15 protein-coding genes and 2 pseudogenes are annotated in these 17124 nt (G+C 64.9%); 5 read left to right on the forward strand and 12 right to left on the reverse strand.

Annotated features, from left to right (window positions below; genetic code table 11):
• Positions 1-24: 24 nt before the first annotated feature.
• The 4 genes from BJG93_RS08955 to BJG93_RS08970 form a co-directional block, all read right to left on the reverse strand.
• A complete protein-coding gene (locus BJG93_RS08955) occupies positions 25-1119 on the reverse strand; it encodes a BMP family ABC transporter substrate-binding protein (RefSeq protein WP_027197948.1) in 1095 nt (364 codons plus the stop codon).
• Positions 1120-1182: 63 nt separating this feature from the next.
• The gene (locus BJG93_RS08960; RefSeq protein WP_027197949.1) at positions 1183-2112 is read right to left on the reverse strand and encodes an ABC transporter permease; all 930 of its coding nucleotides are present in this window, start codon (positions 2110-2112) and stop codon (positions 1183-1185) included.
• A 39-nt stretch (positions 2113-2151) separates the two neighbouring features.
• Complete coding sequence (locus tag BJG93_RS08965) at positions 2152-3258, reverse strand: ABC transporter permease (protein ID WP_027197950.1); 1107 nt, start codon at positions 3256-3258, stop codon at positions 2152-2154.
• Positions 3259-3353: 95 nt separating this feature from the next.
• Positions 3354-4955: an ABC transporter ATP-binding protein gene (locus tag BJG93_RS08970; protein ID WP_027197951.1), complete on the reverse strand. Its 1602-nt coding sequence runs from the start codon at positions 4953-4955 to the stop codon at positions 3354-3356.
• Between the two features lie 270 nt (positions 4956-5225).
• Here BJG93_RS08970 and BJG93_RS08975 point away from each other — a divergent pair, with 270 nt between their 5' ends.
• Positions 5226-6158, forward strand: coding sequence for a LysR substrate-binding domain-containing protein (locus BJG93_RS08975; protein ID WP_027197952.1), 933 nt, complete (start codon positions 5226-5228; stop codon positions 6156-6158).
• Between the two features lie 92 nt (positions 6159-6250).
• Here the strand turns inward: BJG93_RS08975 and BJG93_RS08980 are convergent, their stop codons facing one another.
• Complete coding sequence (locus BJG93_RS08980) at positions 6251-7639, reverse strand: 8-oxoguanine deaminase (RefSeq protein ID WP_027197953.1); 1389 nt, start codon at positions 7637-7639, stop codon at positions 6251-6253.
• Complete coding sequence (locus tag BJG93_RS08985) at positions 7626-7835, reverse strand: hypothetical protein (protein WP_154671832.1); 210 nt, start codon at positions 7833-7835, stop codon at positions 7626-7628. Before BJG93_RS08985 ends, BJG93_RS08980 begins: the two co-directional genes overlap by 14 nt.
• A gap of 185 nt (positions 7836-8020) precedes the next feature.
• Between BJG93_RS08985 and uraH the strand changes: the two genes are divergently transcribed.
• The 4 genes and pseudogenes from uraH to BJG93_RS36205 all read left to right on the forward strand — a co-directional run bounded on the left by uraH (position 8021) and on the right by BJG93_RS36205 (position 11296).
• A complete protein-coding gene (uraH, locus tag BJG93_RS08990) occupies positions 8021-8374 on the forward strand; it encodes a hydroxyisourate hydrolase (RefSeq protein ID WP_027197954.1) in 354 nt (117 codons plus the stop codon).
• 170 nt (positions 8375-8544) lie between these two features.
• Positions 8545-9738 (forward strand): urate hydroxylase PuuD, encoded by a 1194-nt coding sequence (locus BJG93_RS08995; protein ID WP_027197955.1) that lies wholly within the window; start codon positions 8545-8547, stop codon positions 9736-9738.
• A gap of 176 nt (positions 9739-9914) precedes the next feature.
• Positions 9915-10179 (forward strand): annotated as a pseudogene (locus BJG93_RS09000) (helix-turn-helix domain-containing protein).
• Positions 10176-11296: pseudogene (locus BJG93_RS36205) on the forward strand (HipA domain-containing protein). Before BJG93_RS09000 ends, BJG93_RS36205 begins: the two co-directional pseudogenes overlap by 4 nt.
• A 40-nt stretch (positions 11297-11336) precedes the next feature.
• On the opposite strand, the gene BJG93_RS09020 reads toward BJG93_RS36205, so the two are convergent.
• The 6 genes from BJG93_RS09020 to BJG93_RS09045 form a co-directional block, all read right to left on the reverse strand.
• A complete protein-coding gene (locus tag BJG93_RS09020) occupies positions 11337-11849 on the reverse strand; it encodes an ureidoglycolate lyase (protein ID WP_027197959.1) in 513 nt (170 codons plus the stop codon).
• Positions 11846-12856 (reverse strand): allantoicase, encoded by a 1011-nt coding sequence (gene alc, locus BJG93_RS09025; protein ID WP_027197960.1) that lies wholly within the window; start codon positions 12854-12856, stop codon positions 11846-11848. The genes BJG93_RS09020 and alc overlap by 4 nt, the downstream gene beginning before the upstream one ends.
• A gap of 67 nt (positions 12857-12923) precedes the next feature.
• Positions 12924-13445: a 2-oxo-4-hydroxy-4-carboxy-5-ureidoimidazoline decarboxylase gene (uraD, locus tag BJG93_RS09030; protein ID WP_027197961.1), complete on the reverse strand. Its 522-nt coding sequence runs from the start codon at positions 13443-13445 to the stop codon at positions 12924-12926.
• Positions 13442-14392 (reverse strand): allantoinase PuuE, encoded by a 951-nt coding sequence (gene puuE, locus BJG93_RS09035; RefSeq protein ID WP_027197962.1) that lies wholly within the window; start codon positions 14390-14392, stop codon positions 13442-13444. The genes uraD and puuE overlap by 4 nt, the downstream gene beginning before the upstream one ends.
• Before the next feature lie 194 nt (positions 14393-14586).
• Complete coding sequence (locus BJG93_RS09040; RefSeq protein ID WP_027197963.1) at positions 14587-15369, reverse strand: aspartate/glutamate racemase family protein; 783 nt, start codon at positions 15367-15369, stop codon at positions 14587-14589.
• 48 nt (positions 15370-15417) lie between these two features.
• Positions 15418-16899 (reverse strand): NCS1 family nucleobase:cation symporter-1, encoded by a 1482-nt coding sequence (locus BJG93_RS09045; RefSeq protein WP_027197964.1) that lies wholly within the window; start codon positions 16897-16899, stop codon positions 15418-15420.
• Positions 16900-17124 lie beyond the last annotated feature (225 nt).

The following is a 17124-nucleotide window of genomic DNA, read 5'->3' on the forward strand; positions in this document are numbered from 1 at the left end:
CTTGTCAGTCACAGGCCGCCCGATTTACTTCGGCAGCGACCCGTCGACACCTTCGACGTACCAGTTCAGGCGCTGCAACTCCCCGTCGGTCAAGGTCTTGCCTTCGGGTACCTTCACCGTGCCCGACTGATCCTTGATCGGGCCCGTGAACACGTCACGCTTGCCGCTCGCGAGTTCGTCGCGTCTGGCGGCGACCTGCTTCTGCCCATCGGCCGGAATCACCGACGTGTTCAGGTCTTCGAGATTGACGGCCTTCTGCGGAATGCCCCACCACACCGGATCGTTCTTCCACTTGCCGTCGAGCACCTGCTGGATCACCGCGCTGTAGTACACGCCCCAGTGCGCGACCACCGAGCCGAGATGCGCATCAGGACCGAACTTCTTCATGTCCGAATCCCAGCCGAACGCGTGCACGTGCTTCTCCGACGCGGTCGCGAGCGTCGCGCTCGAATCGGTGTTCTGCAGCAGCACGTCGGCGCCCTGGCCGATCAGCGTTTCGGCGGCCTGCTTTTCCTTGCCCGGGTCGAACCAGCTGTTGATCCAGATCACCTTCGTATGCACCTTCGGATTCACCGAGCGCGCACCGAGCGTAAACGCGTTGATGTTGCGCACCACTTCCGGAATCGGCACCGATGCGACGAAGCCGAGCGTGTTGCTCTTCGTCACATAGCCCGCGGCGACGCCGGCCAGATATGCGCCCTGGTACATGCGCACATCGTAGGTGCCGAAGTTCGGCGCCTTCTTGTAGCCGGTGGCGTGTAGGAACACGGTGTCCGGGAAGTCCTTGGCGACCTTCAGCTGGAAGTCCTGGAAGCCGAAGCTCGTGCCGAAGATGATCTTGTTGCCCTTGTTCGCGAGATCGCGGAACACGCGCTCGGAGTCGGCCGATTCCGGCACGTTCTCGACGCGCGTGATCTTGATCCTGTTACCGAACTTCGCTTCGGCTTCCTTCGATCCCTGGTCGTGCGCGAAAGTCCAGCCGGCATCGCCCGGATTGCCGAGATAGACGAACGCGACGCCCGGCACGTCGGCGGCCTGCGCGGTTTGCGCGAGCGGCGCTGCAAGCGCGAGCGACGCCGCGCCCCACGCGAAAGCGGTCAGCAGATTTCTTCTCTTCATGTTTTTCCCCTGTCGTGATGAGCGATTAGTATTGAGCGGATCGATAAAAAACCTGCGCCGCGTTCAGGCCGCCGAGAAAAACGGCTTGCCGAGCGACGCGGGCGCATTCAGGCGAATCGTATTCGGATTGCGCGAGATCAGCGCGAGCACGACGATCGTCGCGACGTAGGGCAGCATCGCGAGGAACTGCGTCGGCACCGGCACGCCGATCGCCTGCGCGTAGAACTGCAGCCCCGTTACCGCGCCGAACAGCAGCGAGCCGATCAGCAGCCGCCCGGGGCGCCACGTCGCGAACACGACGAGCGCCAGCGCGATCCAGCCGCGGCCCGACGTCAGGTTCTCTTGCCACAGGTGCAGATTGACGATCGAATAGTAGCCGCCCGCGAGCCCCGCCATGCCGCCGCCGAACGCGACCGCGCCATAGCGCACGCCGACCACCGGGAAGCCGACCGAGTGCGCGACCTGCGGCGACTCGCCGACCGAGCGCAGCACGAGCCCCGCGCGCGTGCGATACAGGAACCAGCCGATCGCGGCGAACATCAGAAACGCAAGGTAATCGAGCGGCGTGAGCGTAAAGAGCGCGGGGCCGAGCACCGGGATCTTCGCGAGCCCGGGGATCGTCCACGTATCGATCGTCGCGCGCACCGCGGCCGACGTGTACGGCTTGCCGACGTACGCGGACAGCCCGATGCCGAAGATCGTCAGCGACAGGCCGGTCGCGACCTGATTCGCGAGCATCGTCAGCGTGAGGAACGCGAACAGCAGCGACATCGCGAGACCGGCGCCGATCGCGGCTAGCACGCCGAGCCACGGGCTGCCGGTGATCGACGTGACCGCGTAGCCGCTGACCGCCCCCATCAGCATCATCCCTTCCACGCCGAGGTTGAGCACGCCCGATTTTTCGGCGACGAGTTCGCCGGCGCCCGCGAACATCAGCGGGATCGACGCGGTGATCGCGCTCGACGTGAGCGCACTGGCTTGCTGGATATCCATATCGAGTCTGAGAGTGGATTGGCGAGCTTATTGGCAAACTTAACGAGCCACCGCGGCGGCCGGGCGGCGCCGCACGCGGTAGTTCACGAACAGGTCGGCGCCGAGCAGACAGAACAGCAGCAGTCCATGGAATACGCCCGAGAGCGCCTGCGGCAATTGCATCGAAGTCTGCACCGCTTCGCCGCCGAGATACAGCAGCGCCATCAGCAGGCTCGCGAGCACGATGCCGAGCGGATGCAGCCGTCCGACGAACACGACGATGATCGCGGTGAAGCCGTAGCCCGGCGACCACGTCGCCTGCAACTGGCCGATCGGCCCGGCGATCTCGCCCATGCCGGCCAGGCCCGCGAGGCCGCCGCTAATGAGCAGCGAGGTCCAGATGGTCTTCTTGTCCGAGAAACCGGCATAGCGCGCGGCGAGCGGCGCGAGTCCGCCGACGTTCATCCGGTAGCCCGCGAAGCTCTTGCGCATGAACAGCCAGACGAGCGGAATCGCGATCAGCGTGACGAACACGGACGCGTTCAGGCGCGTGCCGCGCAAAAATTTCCAGTGCCAGTCGCCGTATAGCACCGGATACAGTGCGTCCCCGCTGAACATTTCCGACAGCGGAAAGTTCATGCCCTGCGGATCGCGCCATGGGCCGCTCACGAGGTAGATCAGCAGTTGCGTCGCGACGTAGGTGAGCATCAGGCTCACGAGAATCTCGTTGGTATTGAAGCGGCTCTTCAGGAACGCCGGAATCGCGGCCCACGCCATGCCGCCGAGAATGCCGGCCGCCATCATCGTCGGCAGGATCCACCAGCCGCTCGCCTGATCGAAATAAATGGCGACGCCGCTCGCCGCGATGCCGCCGAGCAGCATCTGCCCTTCGGCGCCGATGTTCCACACGTTCGCGCGATAGCCGATCGCCAGACCGAGGCCGATCAGGCATAGCGGCGACGCCTTCAGCAGCAGCTCCGACCAGCCGTTGATGCTCGACAGCGGCTCGATGAAGAACGCGTGCATCGCCTGCAAGGGGTCGCGGCCGACGAGGCCGAAGATCAGAAAGCCGATCGCGAGCGTCAGCAGCGCGGCGATCAGCGGCACGGCGAACTGCATCGCGCGCGAGGGCGCCGTGCGGGCTTCGAGTCGATAGGGAAGCGTCATGGGTAGCGTGTGTGGGTTCGGGTTCTGTTCTTCGGGGTCCGCATTCGCGTGCGTGATGACCGTATTAGCGTGTGGCCGGCCGGCGACGCTTCGCCTCACGCATGCGCCGGCTGATCCGCTGCGGGCGCCGCGCCTTGCTCGCGGTCGCCGAACAGCCCCGCCATCCAGCGGCCGATTTCCTCGGCGTTGGTCGCGCCGGTCGCGCGCACCGGCGAGAGCCGCCCGCCCGCCAGCACCGCGATGCGATCGCAGATATCGAATAGCTCTTCGAGCTCCTCCGAGATCACCAGGATCGCGACACCGCGCGCGGACAGATCGAGCAGTTGCTGACGGATGAACGCGGCCGCGCCGACATCGACGCCCCACGTCGGCTGCGCGACGACCAGCACCTTTGGCGCCTGCAGGATTTCGCGGCCCATGATGTATTTCTGCAGGTTGCCCCCCGACAGACTTTGCGCGAGCGCGTCGGGACCGCCGCAGCGCACGTCGAACGCGTCGATGCAACGCTTCGCGAACGCGCGCATCGCGGCCGTCATGATCCAGCCGGACTTGACCATGCTCTGCCGATGCGCGGTCAGCAGCGCGTTGTCGGCGAGGCTCATCGCCGGCACCGCGCCGCGGCCGAGCCGCTCCTCGGGCACGAAGCCGAAGCCGAGCGCGCGACGCCCGCCCGCGCCGAGGCGCGCGGCCGGTTTGCCGCAGATCGTGATCGCGTCGGCCGCAAGGCTGCGTTGTTCAGCGCGCTTCTCCCCCGACAGCGCCGCGAGCAGTTCCGCCTGACCGTTGCCCGACACGCCCGCAATGCCGAAGACCTCGCCCGCATGCACGCTGAACGACACGTCGCGCAACGACGTGCCGAACGGATCGTCGCTCGCGACCGACAACTGCTTCACGTCGAGCAACACCGCGCCCGGCTTGTGCTCGCGCCGCGTGTAGTCGGGCAGCGAATGACCGACCATCAACTGCGCGAGCGACGCATGTGTCTCGTTCTTCGGCGTCACCTGGCCGGTCACGCGACCGCCGCGCATCACGGTCGCGGTGTCGCACAACTGCTGGATTTCGTCGAGCTTGTGGCTGATGTAGAGGATGCTGCAGCCTTCGGCCGCCAGCCGGCGCAACGTCGCGAAGAGCTTGCGGACCGCCTGCGGCGTCAGCACCGAGGTCGGTTCGTCCATGATCAGCAGACGCGGATTCTGCAGCAGGCAGCGCACGATTTCGACGCGCTGCCGCTCGCCGACGGTGAGGCTGTGCACATGCCGCTGCGGGTCGACGTCGAGCCCGTAGTCGGCCGACACCTCGCGAATGCGTTTGGCCAAGGTCTTTAGATCGAACGGCTCGTCGAGTGCGAGCGCGATGTTTTCGCCGACCGTCAGCGTCTCGAACAGCGAGAAGTGCTGGAACACCATGCCGACGCCGAGCTTGCGCGCGGCGGCCGGGCTCGCGATGTCGACCGTGCGGCCTTCCCAACGGATCTCGCCGGCGTCCGGTCGCACCGCGCCGTAGATGATCTTCATCAGCGTGCTTTTGCCCGCGCCGTTCTCGCCGAGCACCGCATGGATTTCGCCGGGCGCGACGACGAGCGTGACGTCGTCGTTGGCGCGCACGGCCGGGTACTGCTTCGTGATGCCCGTCAGCGCCAGCCGGGGCACCGCCTGGGCGGTGAGTTGCGCGCCGTCGCTATGTGGAGTGTCGCTCATGAGATTCCGTAGTGCGTTCTTGACGCTGCCTGGCACCTGCTTGCCGCCGGGTTGCCGACCATCGGTCCGCTCTGCCGCCGGACGATCCGTCACCACAACCGAATGACAATACCTAATTCGTCCCACTCAGTCGAGTTGCCAAAATTCCCGCAAACCCGCGCCGCTGCAAGCTCTGCGGGTATGCCACGCTTGACGTCGTTTTACGTCCATATTAAAAGGCATATACCCCTACGCACGTTCGATCAGCCAGCACATATATCCGGAGAGTCCATGAGCCAGCAACGCGAGGCGATCGACACGTACCTGCTGCGCGTGTTGCACACGTTACTGATGGAGCGCAGCGTCACGCGCGCCGCCGTCAAACTGAACCAGTCCCAACCCGCGATCAGCGCGGCGCTGCGCCGTCTGCGCGATATCACCGGCGACCCGCTGCTGGTGCGCGGCAAGTCCGGCATGGTGCCGACCGAGTACGGCCTGCGCCTGCTCGAACCGGTGCAGAACGCGCTGCGCGAAATCGAGCGCATCAAGTTCCAGCAGCACAACTTCGATCCGGCCACGTCGATCCGCTGCTATCGGATCGGCTGTCCCGACTACCTGAACGTACTGTTCGTGCCGACAGTCGTCGAACGTTTCCGCCAGGCCGCGCCGAACGCGACGCTCGAGTTCCATTCGCTCGGTCCTGCGTTCGACTACGAACTGGCGCTCGAGGACGGCAAGCTCGACATCGTGGTCGGCAACTGGCCGGAGCCGCCCGAGCAGTTGCATCTGTCGAATCTGTTCGTCGATCAGATCGTCTGCCTGATGAGCAATACGCATCCGTTCGCCAAACGCGGCGGGCTCACGCTCGACCAGTACCTGAACGCGCCGCATCTGGCGCCGACGCCGTATTCGGTCGGCCAGCGCGGTGCGATCGACGTGCATCTCGCGCGCGAGCGGCTCAAGCGCCACGTGGTTGTCACGCTGCCCTACTTCAATCTCGCGCCGTACGTGCTGATCAAGTCCGACCTGATCTTCACGACGACGCGCCTCTTTGCCGACTACTACGCGAAGTTTCTGCCGCTCACCGTGATGCCCGCGCCGCTCGACTTCCCGCCGATGCAGTACTACCAGCTTTGGCACGAGCGCGTGCATTACTCCGACGAAGTGCGTTGGCTTCGCGCACTGGTTGGCGAGGCGACCCGGTCCTTGATCGACAAGCCCTGACAGCACTCGGCGCCGCCCACACCGGCGGCGCCGCTGACGCATCGACGGCTCGCGGCATCCGCGCAGCGCACCGCCAGGGTCGCCCGTTGCGCTCAAGCGGCCGCCTGATAAAGCTGCCGCGCGAGCCGGTTATGCCGCTCGATCACCGGCCCGAGTTCGAGCGTTGCCAACCGTCCCTCCTTCACCACCACCTTGCCGTCGATCACGCTATAGCTGACCTGCGACGGCGCGCAGAAGACCAGCGCCGCGACCGGATCGTGCAGTGCGCCGGCAAAGTGCGGCTGACGCAGATCGAACGCGACGAAATCCGCGGCCATGCCGGGCGCGAGCGCGCCGATGTCGTCGCGATTGAGCACCCGCGCACCGCCCAGCGTCGCGATTTCGAGCGCCTCGCGCGCGCTCATCGCGTCGGGCCCGAAACCGACCCGCTGCAGCAGCAGCGCCTGGCGCACTTCGGCGATCATCTGCGCACCGTCATTCGAGGCCGAGCCGTCGACACCGAGCCCCACCGGCACGCCCGCGAGCCGCATGCGCTTGACCGGCGCGATGCCCGACGCGAGCCGCATGTTCGAGCACGGACAGTGCGCGACGCCGGTGCCGGTGCGCGCGAACAGCGCAATGCCCGCATCGTCGAGTTGCACGCAGTGCGCATGCCATACGTCGTGGCCGAGCCAGCCGAGATCTTGCGCATACTCGGCCGGCGTCATGCCGAACTTCTCGCGGCTGTACTCGACGTCGTTGACGTTCTCCGCCAGATGCGTGTGCAGCGACACGCCGTACTGACGTGCGAGCAGCGCCGATTCGCGCATCAGGTCGCGGCTCACCGAGAAGGGCGAGCACGGCGCCACGACGACGCGCAGCATCGCGTAGCGGCCGGCGTCGTGATACGTCTCGATCAGACGCTGCGTGTCCTTCAGGATGTCCGCTTCGCGCTCGACCACCGAATCGGGCGGCAGGCCGCCATCCTTGCGGCCGACGCTCATGCTGCCGCGCGCCGCATGAAAGCGCATGCCGATGCGGCGCGCCGCGGCGATGCTGTCGTCGAGACGGCTGCCGTTCGGATAGATATACAAATGGTCGCTCGACGTCGTGCAGCCCGAGAGCAGCAGCTCGGCCATCGCGGTCAGCGTCGACACTTCGATCATGTCGGGCGTGAGATTCGCCCACACTTTGTACAGACTCGTGAGCCAGCCGAACAGCTCGGCGTTCTGCGCGGCGGGCATCGCGCGCGTGAGGCTCTGATACATATGGTGATGCGTGTTGACGAGACCCGGAATCACCACGTGGCCGAGCAGGTCGAGCACTTCGTCGGCCGTTTGCGGCAGTTGCGCCGCCGGTCCGACCGCGACGATCCGGTTGTCCTCGATATAGAGGCCTGCGTCGTGCAGTTCACGCCGCTCGCCGTCCATCGTGACCAGCACGTCCGCGTGCTTCACGAGCATGGTTTTGCCGGGTTGTTTCAGTGCTTCATTCATCGTCATTCGTCTGTCCGCCTGATTGCTCGCACGCAAAGCCGTTCGAACGCGTCGCATCACGCCTAGCTTCGGTAGCCAAAATCCGGCTGACAACCCGCGCGGTTGCGATACCCAACTTCACACCGCGAATATAGTAGTGGCGCTTTTTGGCGCCGGTACCATCGGCCGATAAGCCCGCGGCTTTCGACTGGCTGTCCATCATGCGCGAACTATTATCTTTCTTATCGCTCGCGCGCTGAACGAGGCATCCTTTCTACAATGGCTGTCACGGCGCTCGCTTCGATTCGCCGACGGGTATGTAGCCACTGACGTGGAGCCTCGATCCGCCGCAAACGTAGTGGATCGGGCCGCCGCCGACACCTCGCACTCACACAAGGACAATGGCGAATGGGCAAGCTCACTACCCACGTGCTCGACACCGCGAACGGCCGTCCCGGCGCAGGCATCAAGGTCGAACTCTTCGCGCTCGCGGGCGACACGCGCCGCGCGCTCAAAACCACTCGCACCAATCACGACGGCCGCTGCGACGAGCCGCTGCTCGAAGGCGACGCGCTCGTCGCGGGCGAGTACGAACTCGTGTTCGGCGCGGGCGACTACTTCGCGTCGCTCGGCACGAAGCTGCCGGAACCGCGCTTCGTCGATCGCGTCGTGCTGCGCTTCGGCGTCGCCGACGCCAACGCGCATTATCACGTGCCGCTGCTGGTGTCGCCGTTTTCGTACAGCACGTATCGGGGCAGCTAGTCCGCGCGGATGCCGGCGGCATTCGAACCGGCACGAAAACGCACAGACAGGCACAAGCGTCCCGCGACACCCATAACGACCCGCGCTGCGCCTTTACCCCGCAGTCGGCGCGATGACCGACGACGTCGACCGTCATCGCGCGCACAACGAATCAGAAGTGGAGGAGTTTGATGGAAGGCTTTATCACCGACTGGTTGAACCTCGCGATTCGCTGGTTCCACGTCGTCGCCGCGATTGCATGGATCGGCGAATCGTTCTATTTCGTCGCGCTCGACAACAGCCTGAAACCGCCGGCCGATCCGAACCAACGTCGCCGCGGCGTGTTCGGCGAACTGTGGCACGTACACGGCGGCGGCTTCTACAACATGCAGAAGTACACGGTCGCACCGCCCGAAATGCCCGACGACCTGCACTGGTCGAAGTGGCCGTCGTACACGACGTGGCTGTCGGGCTTTGGTCTCTTCACCGTGCTGTATCTGTTCTCGCCGAGCACCTACCTGATCGATAAGAACGTGCTCGACATGGGGCCGGTGGTCGCGGTCGCATCGGCGATCGGTTTTCTCGCGGCCGGCTGGATCGTCTACGACTCGCTGTGCCGCATGCTCGGCACGCGCGACAAACTGCTCGGCATCTGCGTCGGCGTTTATGTGCTGATCGCCGCGTATCTCGCCTGTCACATCTTCGCGGGCCGAGCGGCATATCTGATCATGGGCGCGATGCTCGCAACGATCATGTCGGCCAATGTTTTCTTCGTGATCATTCCGGGTCAGCGCAAGATGGTCGACGCGATGCTGAAGGGCGACACGCCGAACCCGATCTACGGCAAGCGCGGCAAGCAGCGCTCGGTGCACAACACGTATTTCACGCTACCGGTCGTGTTCGCGATGCTGTCGAACCACTACGCGATGACCTACACGCATCCGTACAACTGGGCGGTGCTCGTCGTCATCATGCTGGCCGGCGCGCTGATCCGTCAGTTCTTCGTGATGCGCCATCGCGGCCAGGTGCTGTGGTATCTGCCGCTCGTCGGCGTTGCGCTGATGTGCGCGGCGCTCGCGTGGACCATGCCGCGTCCGGTGGTGCCGCAGGCGCAGGCCGCCAACGCGCCGACGCTGAAGGTCGCCGACATTGCGCCGGTGCTGCAGCAGCGCTGCGTGGCCTGCCATTCCGCGCATCCGACGCTGATGGGTAGCGCCCCCGCCGGCGTGTTGATGGATACGCCCGACGAAATCTCGCAGAACGCACAGCGCATTTACCAGCAGGCGGTCACGTTGAAGGCGATGCCGCTCGGCAACGTCACGCACATGACTGACGAGGAGCGGATGAAGATCGCCGCGTGGTTCGAGGGCGGCGCGGCGAAGTAGGGACGTGTGTCGGGATCACGGAGCCAGGGACACCACGCTCTGTCGCCCTGGGGCTACAAAAACCGGTTGCGATGCAGGAAATGTAGCCCTCAAGGCACAAAATAGCGATTACCTCTCGTGTCTCTTGGGCAACAATAAACGTCAAATTCGCCCGATCTGACGCCCAGAGGCTACAAATGACCAACCTCGCCGATGTCTCGGAGATGCTCAAGCCGTCCGACGAGACAGCAAACTCTCGCAGGAAGATTTCGCGCGCCGTGCGGGCGTGGCCCGCACGACCGTCGCGCGGATGGAAACGCTCGCTAAAAACGATATGAGCGTGTCCGTGCTCGTGCGCCTGCTGGAGGCCGCCGGTTATGACCTCAAGTTCGTCGCGCATGGCATGGCCGCACGCTGGAAGACATCCTCGCTGAACAACGCAGCCCGGACGCGCAACCGTGAAGCTCGACGTTCAGGTGTTAGGCAAGAGCGTTGCCGCGCTGTTTCGCGAGCGTGACGACTATGTCCTCAAATACAACGGCGATGCGAGCGCGGCCGACTTCGTCAGTCTGACGATTGCTGAATCTGATCCGCGAACAATTCGGACCCTTGCTCGACGGAACCGATCTGTCACTGCTCGCCGTCGTGGGCTCGATGGGGATTGGCCGGGTCACTGTCACGCCCCAAGGTGTGCCGCCGGGCACTGAACTCCAGGCGCTCGACGTGCAGGACATCCTGCATGGCGACAACTCCGCCGAACATTTCGCCCAACTCGTACGTGAATACGCGCGAGCCGCTATTTCGGGCGTCGTGCCGAAGTTCATCGCGCCGCAGGCGCAGCCGTCTCCCACATCGACACCGTTGCTGCTCGGCAAACCGACGATTCGAACGAGCCGTCACATCGTCAAAGGTTCGGACGACAACACGCCCTTTCTCGGTTTCAACGAGTTCTATCCGATGCGGGTGCTGGAGCGGCTAGGGGTGGCGCCCGTGGCGCGCACGCAGATGGAGCGTATCTACTCGATCGCGACACCATGCGGGTGCAACTCCAGCAACTCGGCTGGCATCTGCTGACGAACTACGTCGTGCGCAATGCGGACTGCCACACCAAGAACGTCGCACTGTTCTATACCTCGGTGGACGATGTCGCGTTCACGCCCGTCTACGATGTCGTGACGACGCAGGCTTATCCGCGCTTCGCGGCCGATCCACCCGGGCTGCCCGTCGATGGCCGTAAAACCTGGGCAGCCGGCAAAACGCTGGAGCGATTTTTCAACACGCGCATGGCATCGCCCCGCGGCAATACGCGCGAATGGTTGAAGCGCTTTGCGATTCGGCTGTCGACGTCGGCCATCAGTTGATCGAAGCGGCGCGCAACGAACCGCAGTGGCGCACGGTCGCCAAGCAGATGCTGCATGCGTGGGACGACGGTATGACATCGCTGCGCTCGCCAAAGAAAAGCCTGCAATTCAGCGGGCTCAAGCCGGCGATCCACGCAGCGGGATTTTCGGCGCCTGAGCCTGCCGAGCGGTCAAGGCAGGTCATCGGGCATTCGCCGCTGCTTGGCAGGCGAAAATAATCGCGAGCGAGCATTGACGCACCAGCCACACCGCCAGCCATCAAACCGCCACCGCGCTCAACGCATCTTCCGTGAGCCACAGCGGCTCCGCCAGCTCCTGCTCGTGCAGATTGAGCCCCTCCCCACCACGATCGACGACGATAAAGTCGCTCACCTCACCCAACGCGATCAGCGGATGGTGCCACACGCCCTTCGCATAATTGACGCCTTGCCAGCCACTCGTGACGAACGCGCGGATCTTCGTCTCGTCGAGCTTGCCCGCGGGCGCGACGACGACCAGATACGGCTTGTCGTTGAGCGGCACGAACGCCTGGCTGCCAAGCGGATGACGCTCGAGCATCTTCACTTCGAACGGCAGCGTGCGCGGCTGACCACGAAACAGATTGATGAGCGTGCGGCCGTGCTCGTCGGTCACGTCGATTTTCGCGAGGTCGTGATAGCGAATCGTCGTGCCGAGGTTGATCGGAATCTGCTTTGCGCCTTCGAGTTCGATCACGTCGCCGAACGCGGCGAATGCCTCTTTCGTCAGCGGTTCGATGGCCAGCGTTTTCATTCGAGCGTACCCCACAGACGCAGACGCGACACGCCGCCGTCCGGATAGATGTTGAAGCGCACATGCGTGACGGGCCCGAGCGCCGCGATCTCGCTCTCGAAGAAATGTTGCTTGTCCATCTGCAGTTTCTGTTCGCCGAGCAGCACCGGCCAGAACATCGCCTGGGTGACGAGCGAGCTGTCGGTACCGCCCTTCACATACGCCGCCTGGATCGAGCAGCGATCCGGATAGTTGCCCTTGAAGTGCGCGGTGTCGACTTCGATCTTTCGGATCACGCCCGGCTGCGCGAGCGCGACGATCGCCCAGTCGTTGCCCGGCTCGCGACGCCGCCGGGTTTCCCAGCCGTCGCCCATGTTGACGCCACGGCCCGGCATCAGCAGCGTCGAGGCTGCGCCGAAGTGCTGGTTGTTCGCGCCGACCAGATACGCGCCGTTTTCCATCGCCGCGAGATCGAACTGCTCGGTGCGGCTCGCGCCCGCCCAGTCCACCTGCGGCTGACCGTACACACGCAGGCGCGCGATACCGCCGTCCGGATAGAGGTTCACGCGCAGATGCGTGTACGCGTTGGCGTCGCCGACTTCGAGGTAGTGGTGGCTATTGCCCTGCAAGCTCGTCGACCGCACGATCTCGGTCCATTGCGTCGACCGGTTCGGCTCGCCATCGACGACCCGCGCCGCCTCCACCGACGCCGCCGGCGGGAAGTTGCCGGTGAAGTGGCTCGTGTCGAGATCGACTCCCTTGATCACGCCGGGCCGCGCGAGCTTGACGATGCACCAGTCGTAGCCGGTCGTGCGCTTGCGACGCGTTTCCCAGCCGTCCATCCACTTGCCGTTGTCGTCGTACTTGCCTGGAATGAAGACGGCCGGTTCCGGATTCAGCATGCGGTCCTTCGGCGCGAAGAATTCGTCGCTGGCCTCGAGCGCCTGCGCGCCCAGGCGCGGGTCCGCCAGGTTCACGTAACGGCGCGTGAATTCGGGTGCGTTGGGGTCGAGAATCGGAAGTGCCATCTTTGTCGTCCTTGATATCGGTTAGTGCGGAAAAAACCTTACGGCTCGCGGCGTGACGCGATGCGCTTCACGCGCCGATCAGCTCGTCGAGCCGCAAACGTGCAATGCGGTAGATCTGATCGAGGCTCGCGCGCATTTCGTCGGCGCGGCTGTTGTTCACGCGGGATTCGAAGTTCGCGATGATGCCGTGGCGGTCGTAGCCGCGCACCGCGAGAATGAACGGAAAACCGAATTTCTCGCGGTACGCCTGATTGAGCGCACGCAGCTTGTCGAACTCTTCCTGCGTGCATTGCGCGAGGCCCGCGCCGCTTTGCTCGCGCGTCGATTCGGCGGTCAGCTCGCCGCGCACCGCGGCCTTGCCGGCCAGCTCCGGGTGCGCGTTGATCAGCGCGAGCTGCTTGTCGTCGCCCGACGTCTCGACGATCCGCGACATCGTGCGATGCAGTTCGTCGATGCTCGCGAACGGCCGCTGCTGTGCCGCGATCTCCGCGACCCACGGCGAGTGCTCGAAGATGCCCGACAGCGCCGCGACGAACGCGTCGGTCGAAATGCGGTTGAGTTGGTCCAGGGTGTATTGCATCGCCTTCATGCCGCTGCCTCGCGGTCGTCTCGCGGGTAAGGATGTGTTTCGTGCCAGTGCCGCGCGATATCGACGCGCCGCGACACCCATACCCGATCGTGCTGTTCGATGTGATCGAGAAAGCGCTGTAGCGCCCGAAAACGCCCCGGCCGCCCGAGCAGCCGGCAGTGCATGCCGATCGACAGCATCTTCGGCACCTCGTCGCCCTCTTCGTACAGCACGTCGAATGCGTCGCGCAGGTAGGTGAAGAAGTGCTCCGCGGTGTTGAAGCCTTGCGGGGTCGCGAAGCGCATGTCGTTGGTGTCGAGCGTGTACGGCACGATCAGTTGCGGCACGGTCTTGCCGCCCGCTACCTCGACGTCCATCCAGAACGGCAGGTCGTCGCCGTAGTAATCGGAGTCGTACAGGAAGCCGCCGTGTTCGGCGACCAGCCGATGGGTGTTCGGACTGTCGCGGCCGGTGTACCAGCCGAGCGGCCGCACGCCGGTCACGCGCTCGATCGCCTCCATGCCGAGCCGCATGTGCTGCGCTTCCTGCTCCGGCGACATGTCCTGATAGTGAATCCAGCGATAGCCGTGGCACGCGATCTCATGTCCCAGTTCGACGAACGCCTGCGCAACTTCCGGATGCCGTTCGATCGCCATGCCGACGCCGAAGACCGTCAGCGGCAGATCGCGCCTTTCGAACTCGCGCAGGATGCGCCACACGCCCGCGCGCGAGCCGTATTCGTAGATCGACTCCATGCTCATGTGGCGCGCCGGATACGCCGCCGCGCCCACGATCTCCGAGAGAAACTGCTCGGAAGCGGGATCGCCGTGCAGCACGCAGTTTTCGCCGCCCTCTTCGTAATTCAGCACGAATTGCACTGCGATGCGCGCTCGCCCCGGCCAGTTCGCGTGCACCGGGTGGCGGCCGTAGCCGATCAGATCGCGTGGGTAGTTCGGGTCGAGTGGCATGGTTTGACGGATGCGTTGTGACGGGACCAGAAATTCGCGTGAACGCGGTTTGAAACCCCCTGAGCAAACCGTGGGGGTTCACACGTTTAGCCACGCGAGAGGCGGCTTCAGCGGCTGCGGAACCGTAGCGCCGAGTTGACCCAGTGTAGCGAAAACACCCGGGTGCGCCCATACAGCCGGGCAGATAGTGCGTGTTAGAGCGGGTGTATGTGCGAGTCCGCCGGGTCGGCGTTTACCCGCAGCGGACCCGGGCTGAACGACGCGAGCGCGCCGTCGTAGCGCTTCGCGAGCGGGCGCGCGTAGTCGCCGCGCTTGGCCGTCGCGAGACGCAGCGCCACCAGCGCCTCGGTCCATTTGACAGCCGCCGTCACGCCCTCGATCACCGGCGCGCCGAGCGCGTCCTCGATCTCCGCGCACAGCTCGGCCATGCCCGCGCAACCGAGCACGATCGCGTCCGAGCCGTCCTCGGCGAGCGCGCGCCGGCATTCGTCGAGGATGATGCGGCGCGCCGCCGAGCCCGGCTTGTCCAGATCGAGCACGGCGACGTCGGTCGCCCGCACGTTGCGGCAAAAGCGCTTCATGCCGTAGCGCTCGGCCAGATGCCAGGCCATGCCGCAGGTGCGCGCGAGCGTCGTCACGACCGAAAAGCCCGGCGCAAGCACGCTCGCCGCGTGCATCGCCGCCTCGGCGATGCCGATCACCGGACCACGCGCAAGCTCGCGCGCCGCATACAAACCGGGGTCGCCGAAACACGCGATCACGTAGCCGTCGCAGCCTTCGCGCTCGCCGGCCGCCACTTCGGCAAGCAGACCGGGCGTGGCGAGCGCCTCGTCGTAATAGCCTTCGATCGACGGCGGGCCCATCGTCGGATTGACGGCGATCACGTCGGTGCCGGGCGCGGCGACCTCGCGCGCGCAGCGCCCCATCGCCTCGGTCATGCGGCGTGTCGTGTTCGGATTGATCAGTTTGATACGCATGGCGACTCCTGTTCGACTCGTTATTGCAGCGGCGAAAGCGCGTGAAACTCAGCGTGCGAGCATCCGGTAAAACAGCGCGCCAAGTCCCGCGCCGATGAACCATGAGAAATTCGCGCAGCCGTCGAGCCCCGGCACCATCACGCAGATCACCGCGATCAGCGCGGCCGGCAACAGCGCGGCCACCGCGCGATAGTTGACGCCATTGCGATACCAGTAGGAACCGCTCGGCGCGACCGTGTACAGATCGTCGAGCACGATCTTCTGACGCTTGACGAGGTAGAAATCGACGACCAGCACGCCGTACAAAGGTCCGATGAAGCTGCCGAGCACATCGAGCGTGTAGTGGATCACGGCCGGATTGTTGAACAGGTTCCACGGCGTGATGAACACCGACGCGACCGCCGCAAGCATCCCGCCCGCGCGCCAGCTGATCAGGCGCGGCGCGACGTTCGAGAAGTCGAACGCCGGCGACACGAAGTTCGCGACGATGTTGATGCCGATCGTGGCGATCGTGAAGGTCAGCGCGCCGAGAATCACCGCCATCGGATAGTCGATGCGTCCCACCGTCTCGACCGGGTCCGTGATCAGCTCGCCGAACACCGGCAGCGTGGCCGCGGTCGTGATCACCGTGACGAGCGAGAACGCGAGGAAGTTGACCGGCAGGCCCCAGAAGTTGCCGCGCTTGACGCTGCGAAAGCTCCTGCCGTAGCGCGAGAAGTCACCGAAATTGAGCATCGGTCCGGAGAAGTACGACACCACCAGCGAGATCGCCGTGATCATCACCGGCACCACCTCCATGCCGTGATATTTGACGCCACCGAGGTTGATGCCGATGTTGCGCCAACCCGCGCGGTACACCATATAGCCGGCGAGAATGAACATCACGACGTACACGGCCGGCCCGGCGAAGTCGATGAACTTCTTGATGGTCTCCATGCCGTGCCAGAACACCAGCGCCTGCAGTACCCACAGCAGCATGAAGCCGGCCCAGCCGAGCGTCGACAGACCGAACAGACCATGACGATGCACGTCCGCATACGGCAGCAGTTGCGGCACGAACTTCAGCACGACGATCACCAGCGCGCTCGACGCGAGATAGGTCTGGATGCCGTACCACGCGACTGCGATCAGGCCACGAATCACCGCCGGAACATTCGCGCCGAGCACCCCGAAGGTCGCGCGGCACGCGACCGGGTACGGCACGCCGTTCAGCTGGCTCGGCTTCGCGATCAGGTTGCATAGCACGTTCACGAGCGTGATGCCGATCAGCAACGACACCAGCACCTGCCAGCTCGTCAGGCCGAGCGCGAACAGACTCCCCGCGAATACGTAGCCGCCGACGCTGTGCACGTCCGACATCCAGAATGCGAAGATGTTGTACGCGCTCCAGCTTTGCGCGCGTAGCGGCGCGAGGTCCTCGTTATAGAGCCGCTCGCTGTAGCCGGCCGGCATGGACGGATCGGTGTCGGCCGTGCCGTCCGGATAGTTGGAGATGGGGTGACTGCCTGGCGCTGCGCTGAACTGAGCCATGATTCCTCCTTGGGATAGGGCCGTCGATAGGGCATCGACGGACACTGCATCGGTCATGCCAGTTGCTCGCTTCTCGCCCTGCGCGGGTCGTAGAAGTCGGCGCCGTGGTCCCGGACCGTGCCGCGCGTGTCTCCGTACTGACGTACTTGTGGTTGTCGCATCGCCAGCCGCCGCGGATTTCCGGCGATGCGTCGCTACCAGGGTCCGTCGTCTCACGACGGACGT

The sequence above is a fragment of the Paraburkholderia sprentiae WSM5005 genome (assembly GCF_001865575.2).
GTDB classification, from domain to species: domain Bacteria; phylum Pseudomonadota; class Gammaproteobacteria; order Burkholderiales; family Burkholderiaceae; genus Paraburkholderia; species Paraburkholderia sprentiae.

Bases quoted from the DNA above. Each gene is read 5' to 3' on its own strand.
- BJG93_RS08955 (WP_027197948.1), bottom strand. From the start codon at position 1,119: ATGAAGAGAAGAAATCTGCTGACCGCTTTCGCGTGGGGCGCGGCGTCG.
- BJG93_RS08960 (WP_027197949.1), bottom strand. From the start codon at position 2,112: ATGGATATCCAGCAAGCCAGTGCGCTCACGTCGAGCGCGATCACCGCG.
- BJG93_RS08965 (WP_027197950.1), bottom strand. From the start codon at position 3,258: ATGACGCTTCCCTATCGACTCGAAGCCCGCACGGCGCCCTCGCGCGCG.
- BJG93_RS08970 (WP_027197951.1), bottom strand. From the start codon at position 4,955: ATGAGCGACACTCCACATAGCGACGGCGCGCAACTCACCGCCCAGGCG.
- BJG93_RS08975 (WP_027197952.1), top strand. From the start codon at position 5,226: ATGAGCCAGCAACGCGAGGCGATCGACACGTACCTGCTGCGCGTGTTG.
- BJG93_RS08980 (WP_027197953.1), bottom strand. From the start codon at position 7,639: ATGACGATGAATGAAGCACTGAAACAACCCGGCAAAACCATGCTCGTG.
- BJG93_RS08985 (WP_154671832.1), bottom strand. From the start codon at position 7,835: ATGATGGACAGCCAGTCGAAAGCCGCGGGCTTATCGGCCGATGGTACC.
- uraH (WP_027197954.1), top strand. From the start codon at position 8,021: ATGGGCAAGCTCACTACCCACGTGCTCGACACCGCGAACGGCCGTCCC.
- BJG93_RS08995 (WP_027197955.1), top strand. From the start codon at position 8,545: ATGGAAGGCTTTATCACCGACTGGTTGAACCTCGCGATTCGCTGGTTC.
- BJG93_RS09020 (WP_027197959.1), bottom strand. From the start codon at position 11,849: ATGAAAACGCTGGCCATCGAACCGCTGACGAAAGAGGCATTCGCCGCG.
- alc (WP_027197960.1), bottom strand. From the start codon at position 12,856: ATGGCACTTCCGATTCTCGACCCCAACGCACCCGAATTCACGCGCCGT.
- uraD (WP_027197961.1), bottom strand. From the start codon at position 13,445: ATGAAGGCGATGCAATACACCCTGGACCAACTCAACCGCATTTCGACC.
- puuE (WP_027197962.1), bottom strand. From the start codon at position 14,392: ATGCCACTCGACCCGAACTACCCACGCGATCTGATCGGCTACGGCCGC.
- BJG93_RS09040 (WP_027197963.1), bottom strand. From the start codon at position 15,369: ATGCGTATCAAACTGATCAATCCGAACACGACACGCCGCATGACCGAG.
- BJG93_RS09045 (WP_027197964.1), bottom strand. From the start codon at position 16,899: ATGGCTCAGTTCAGCGCAGCGCCAGGCAGTCACCCCATCTCCAACTAT.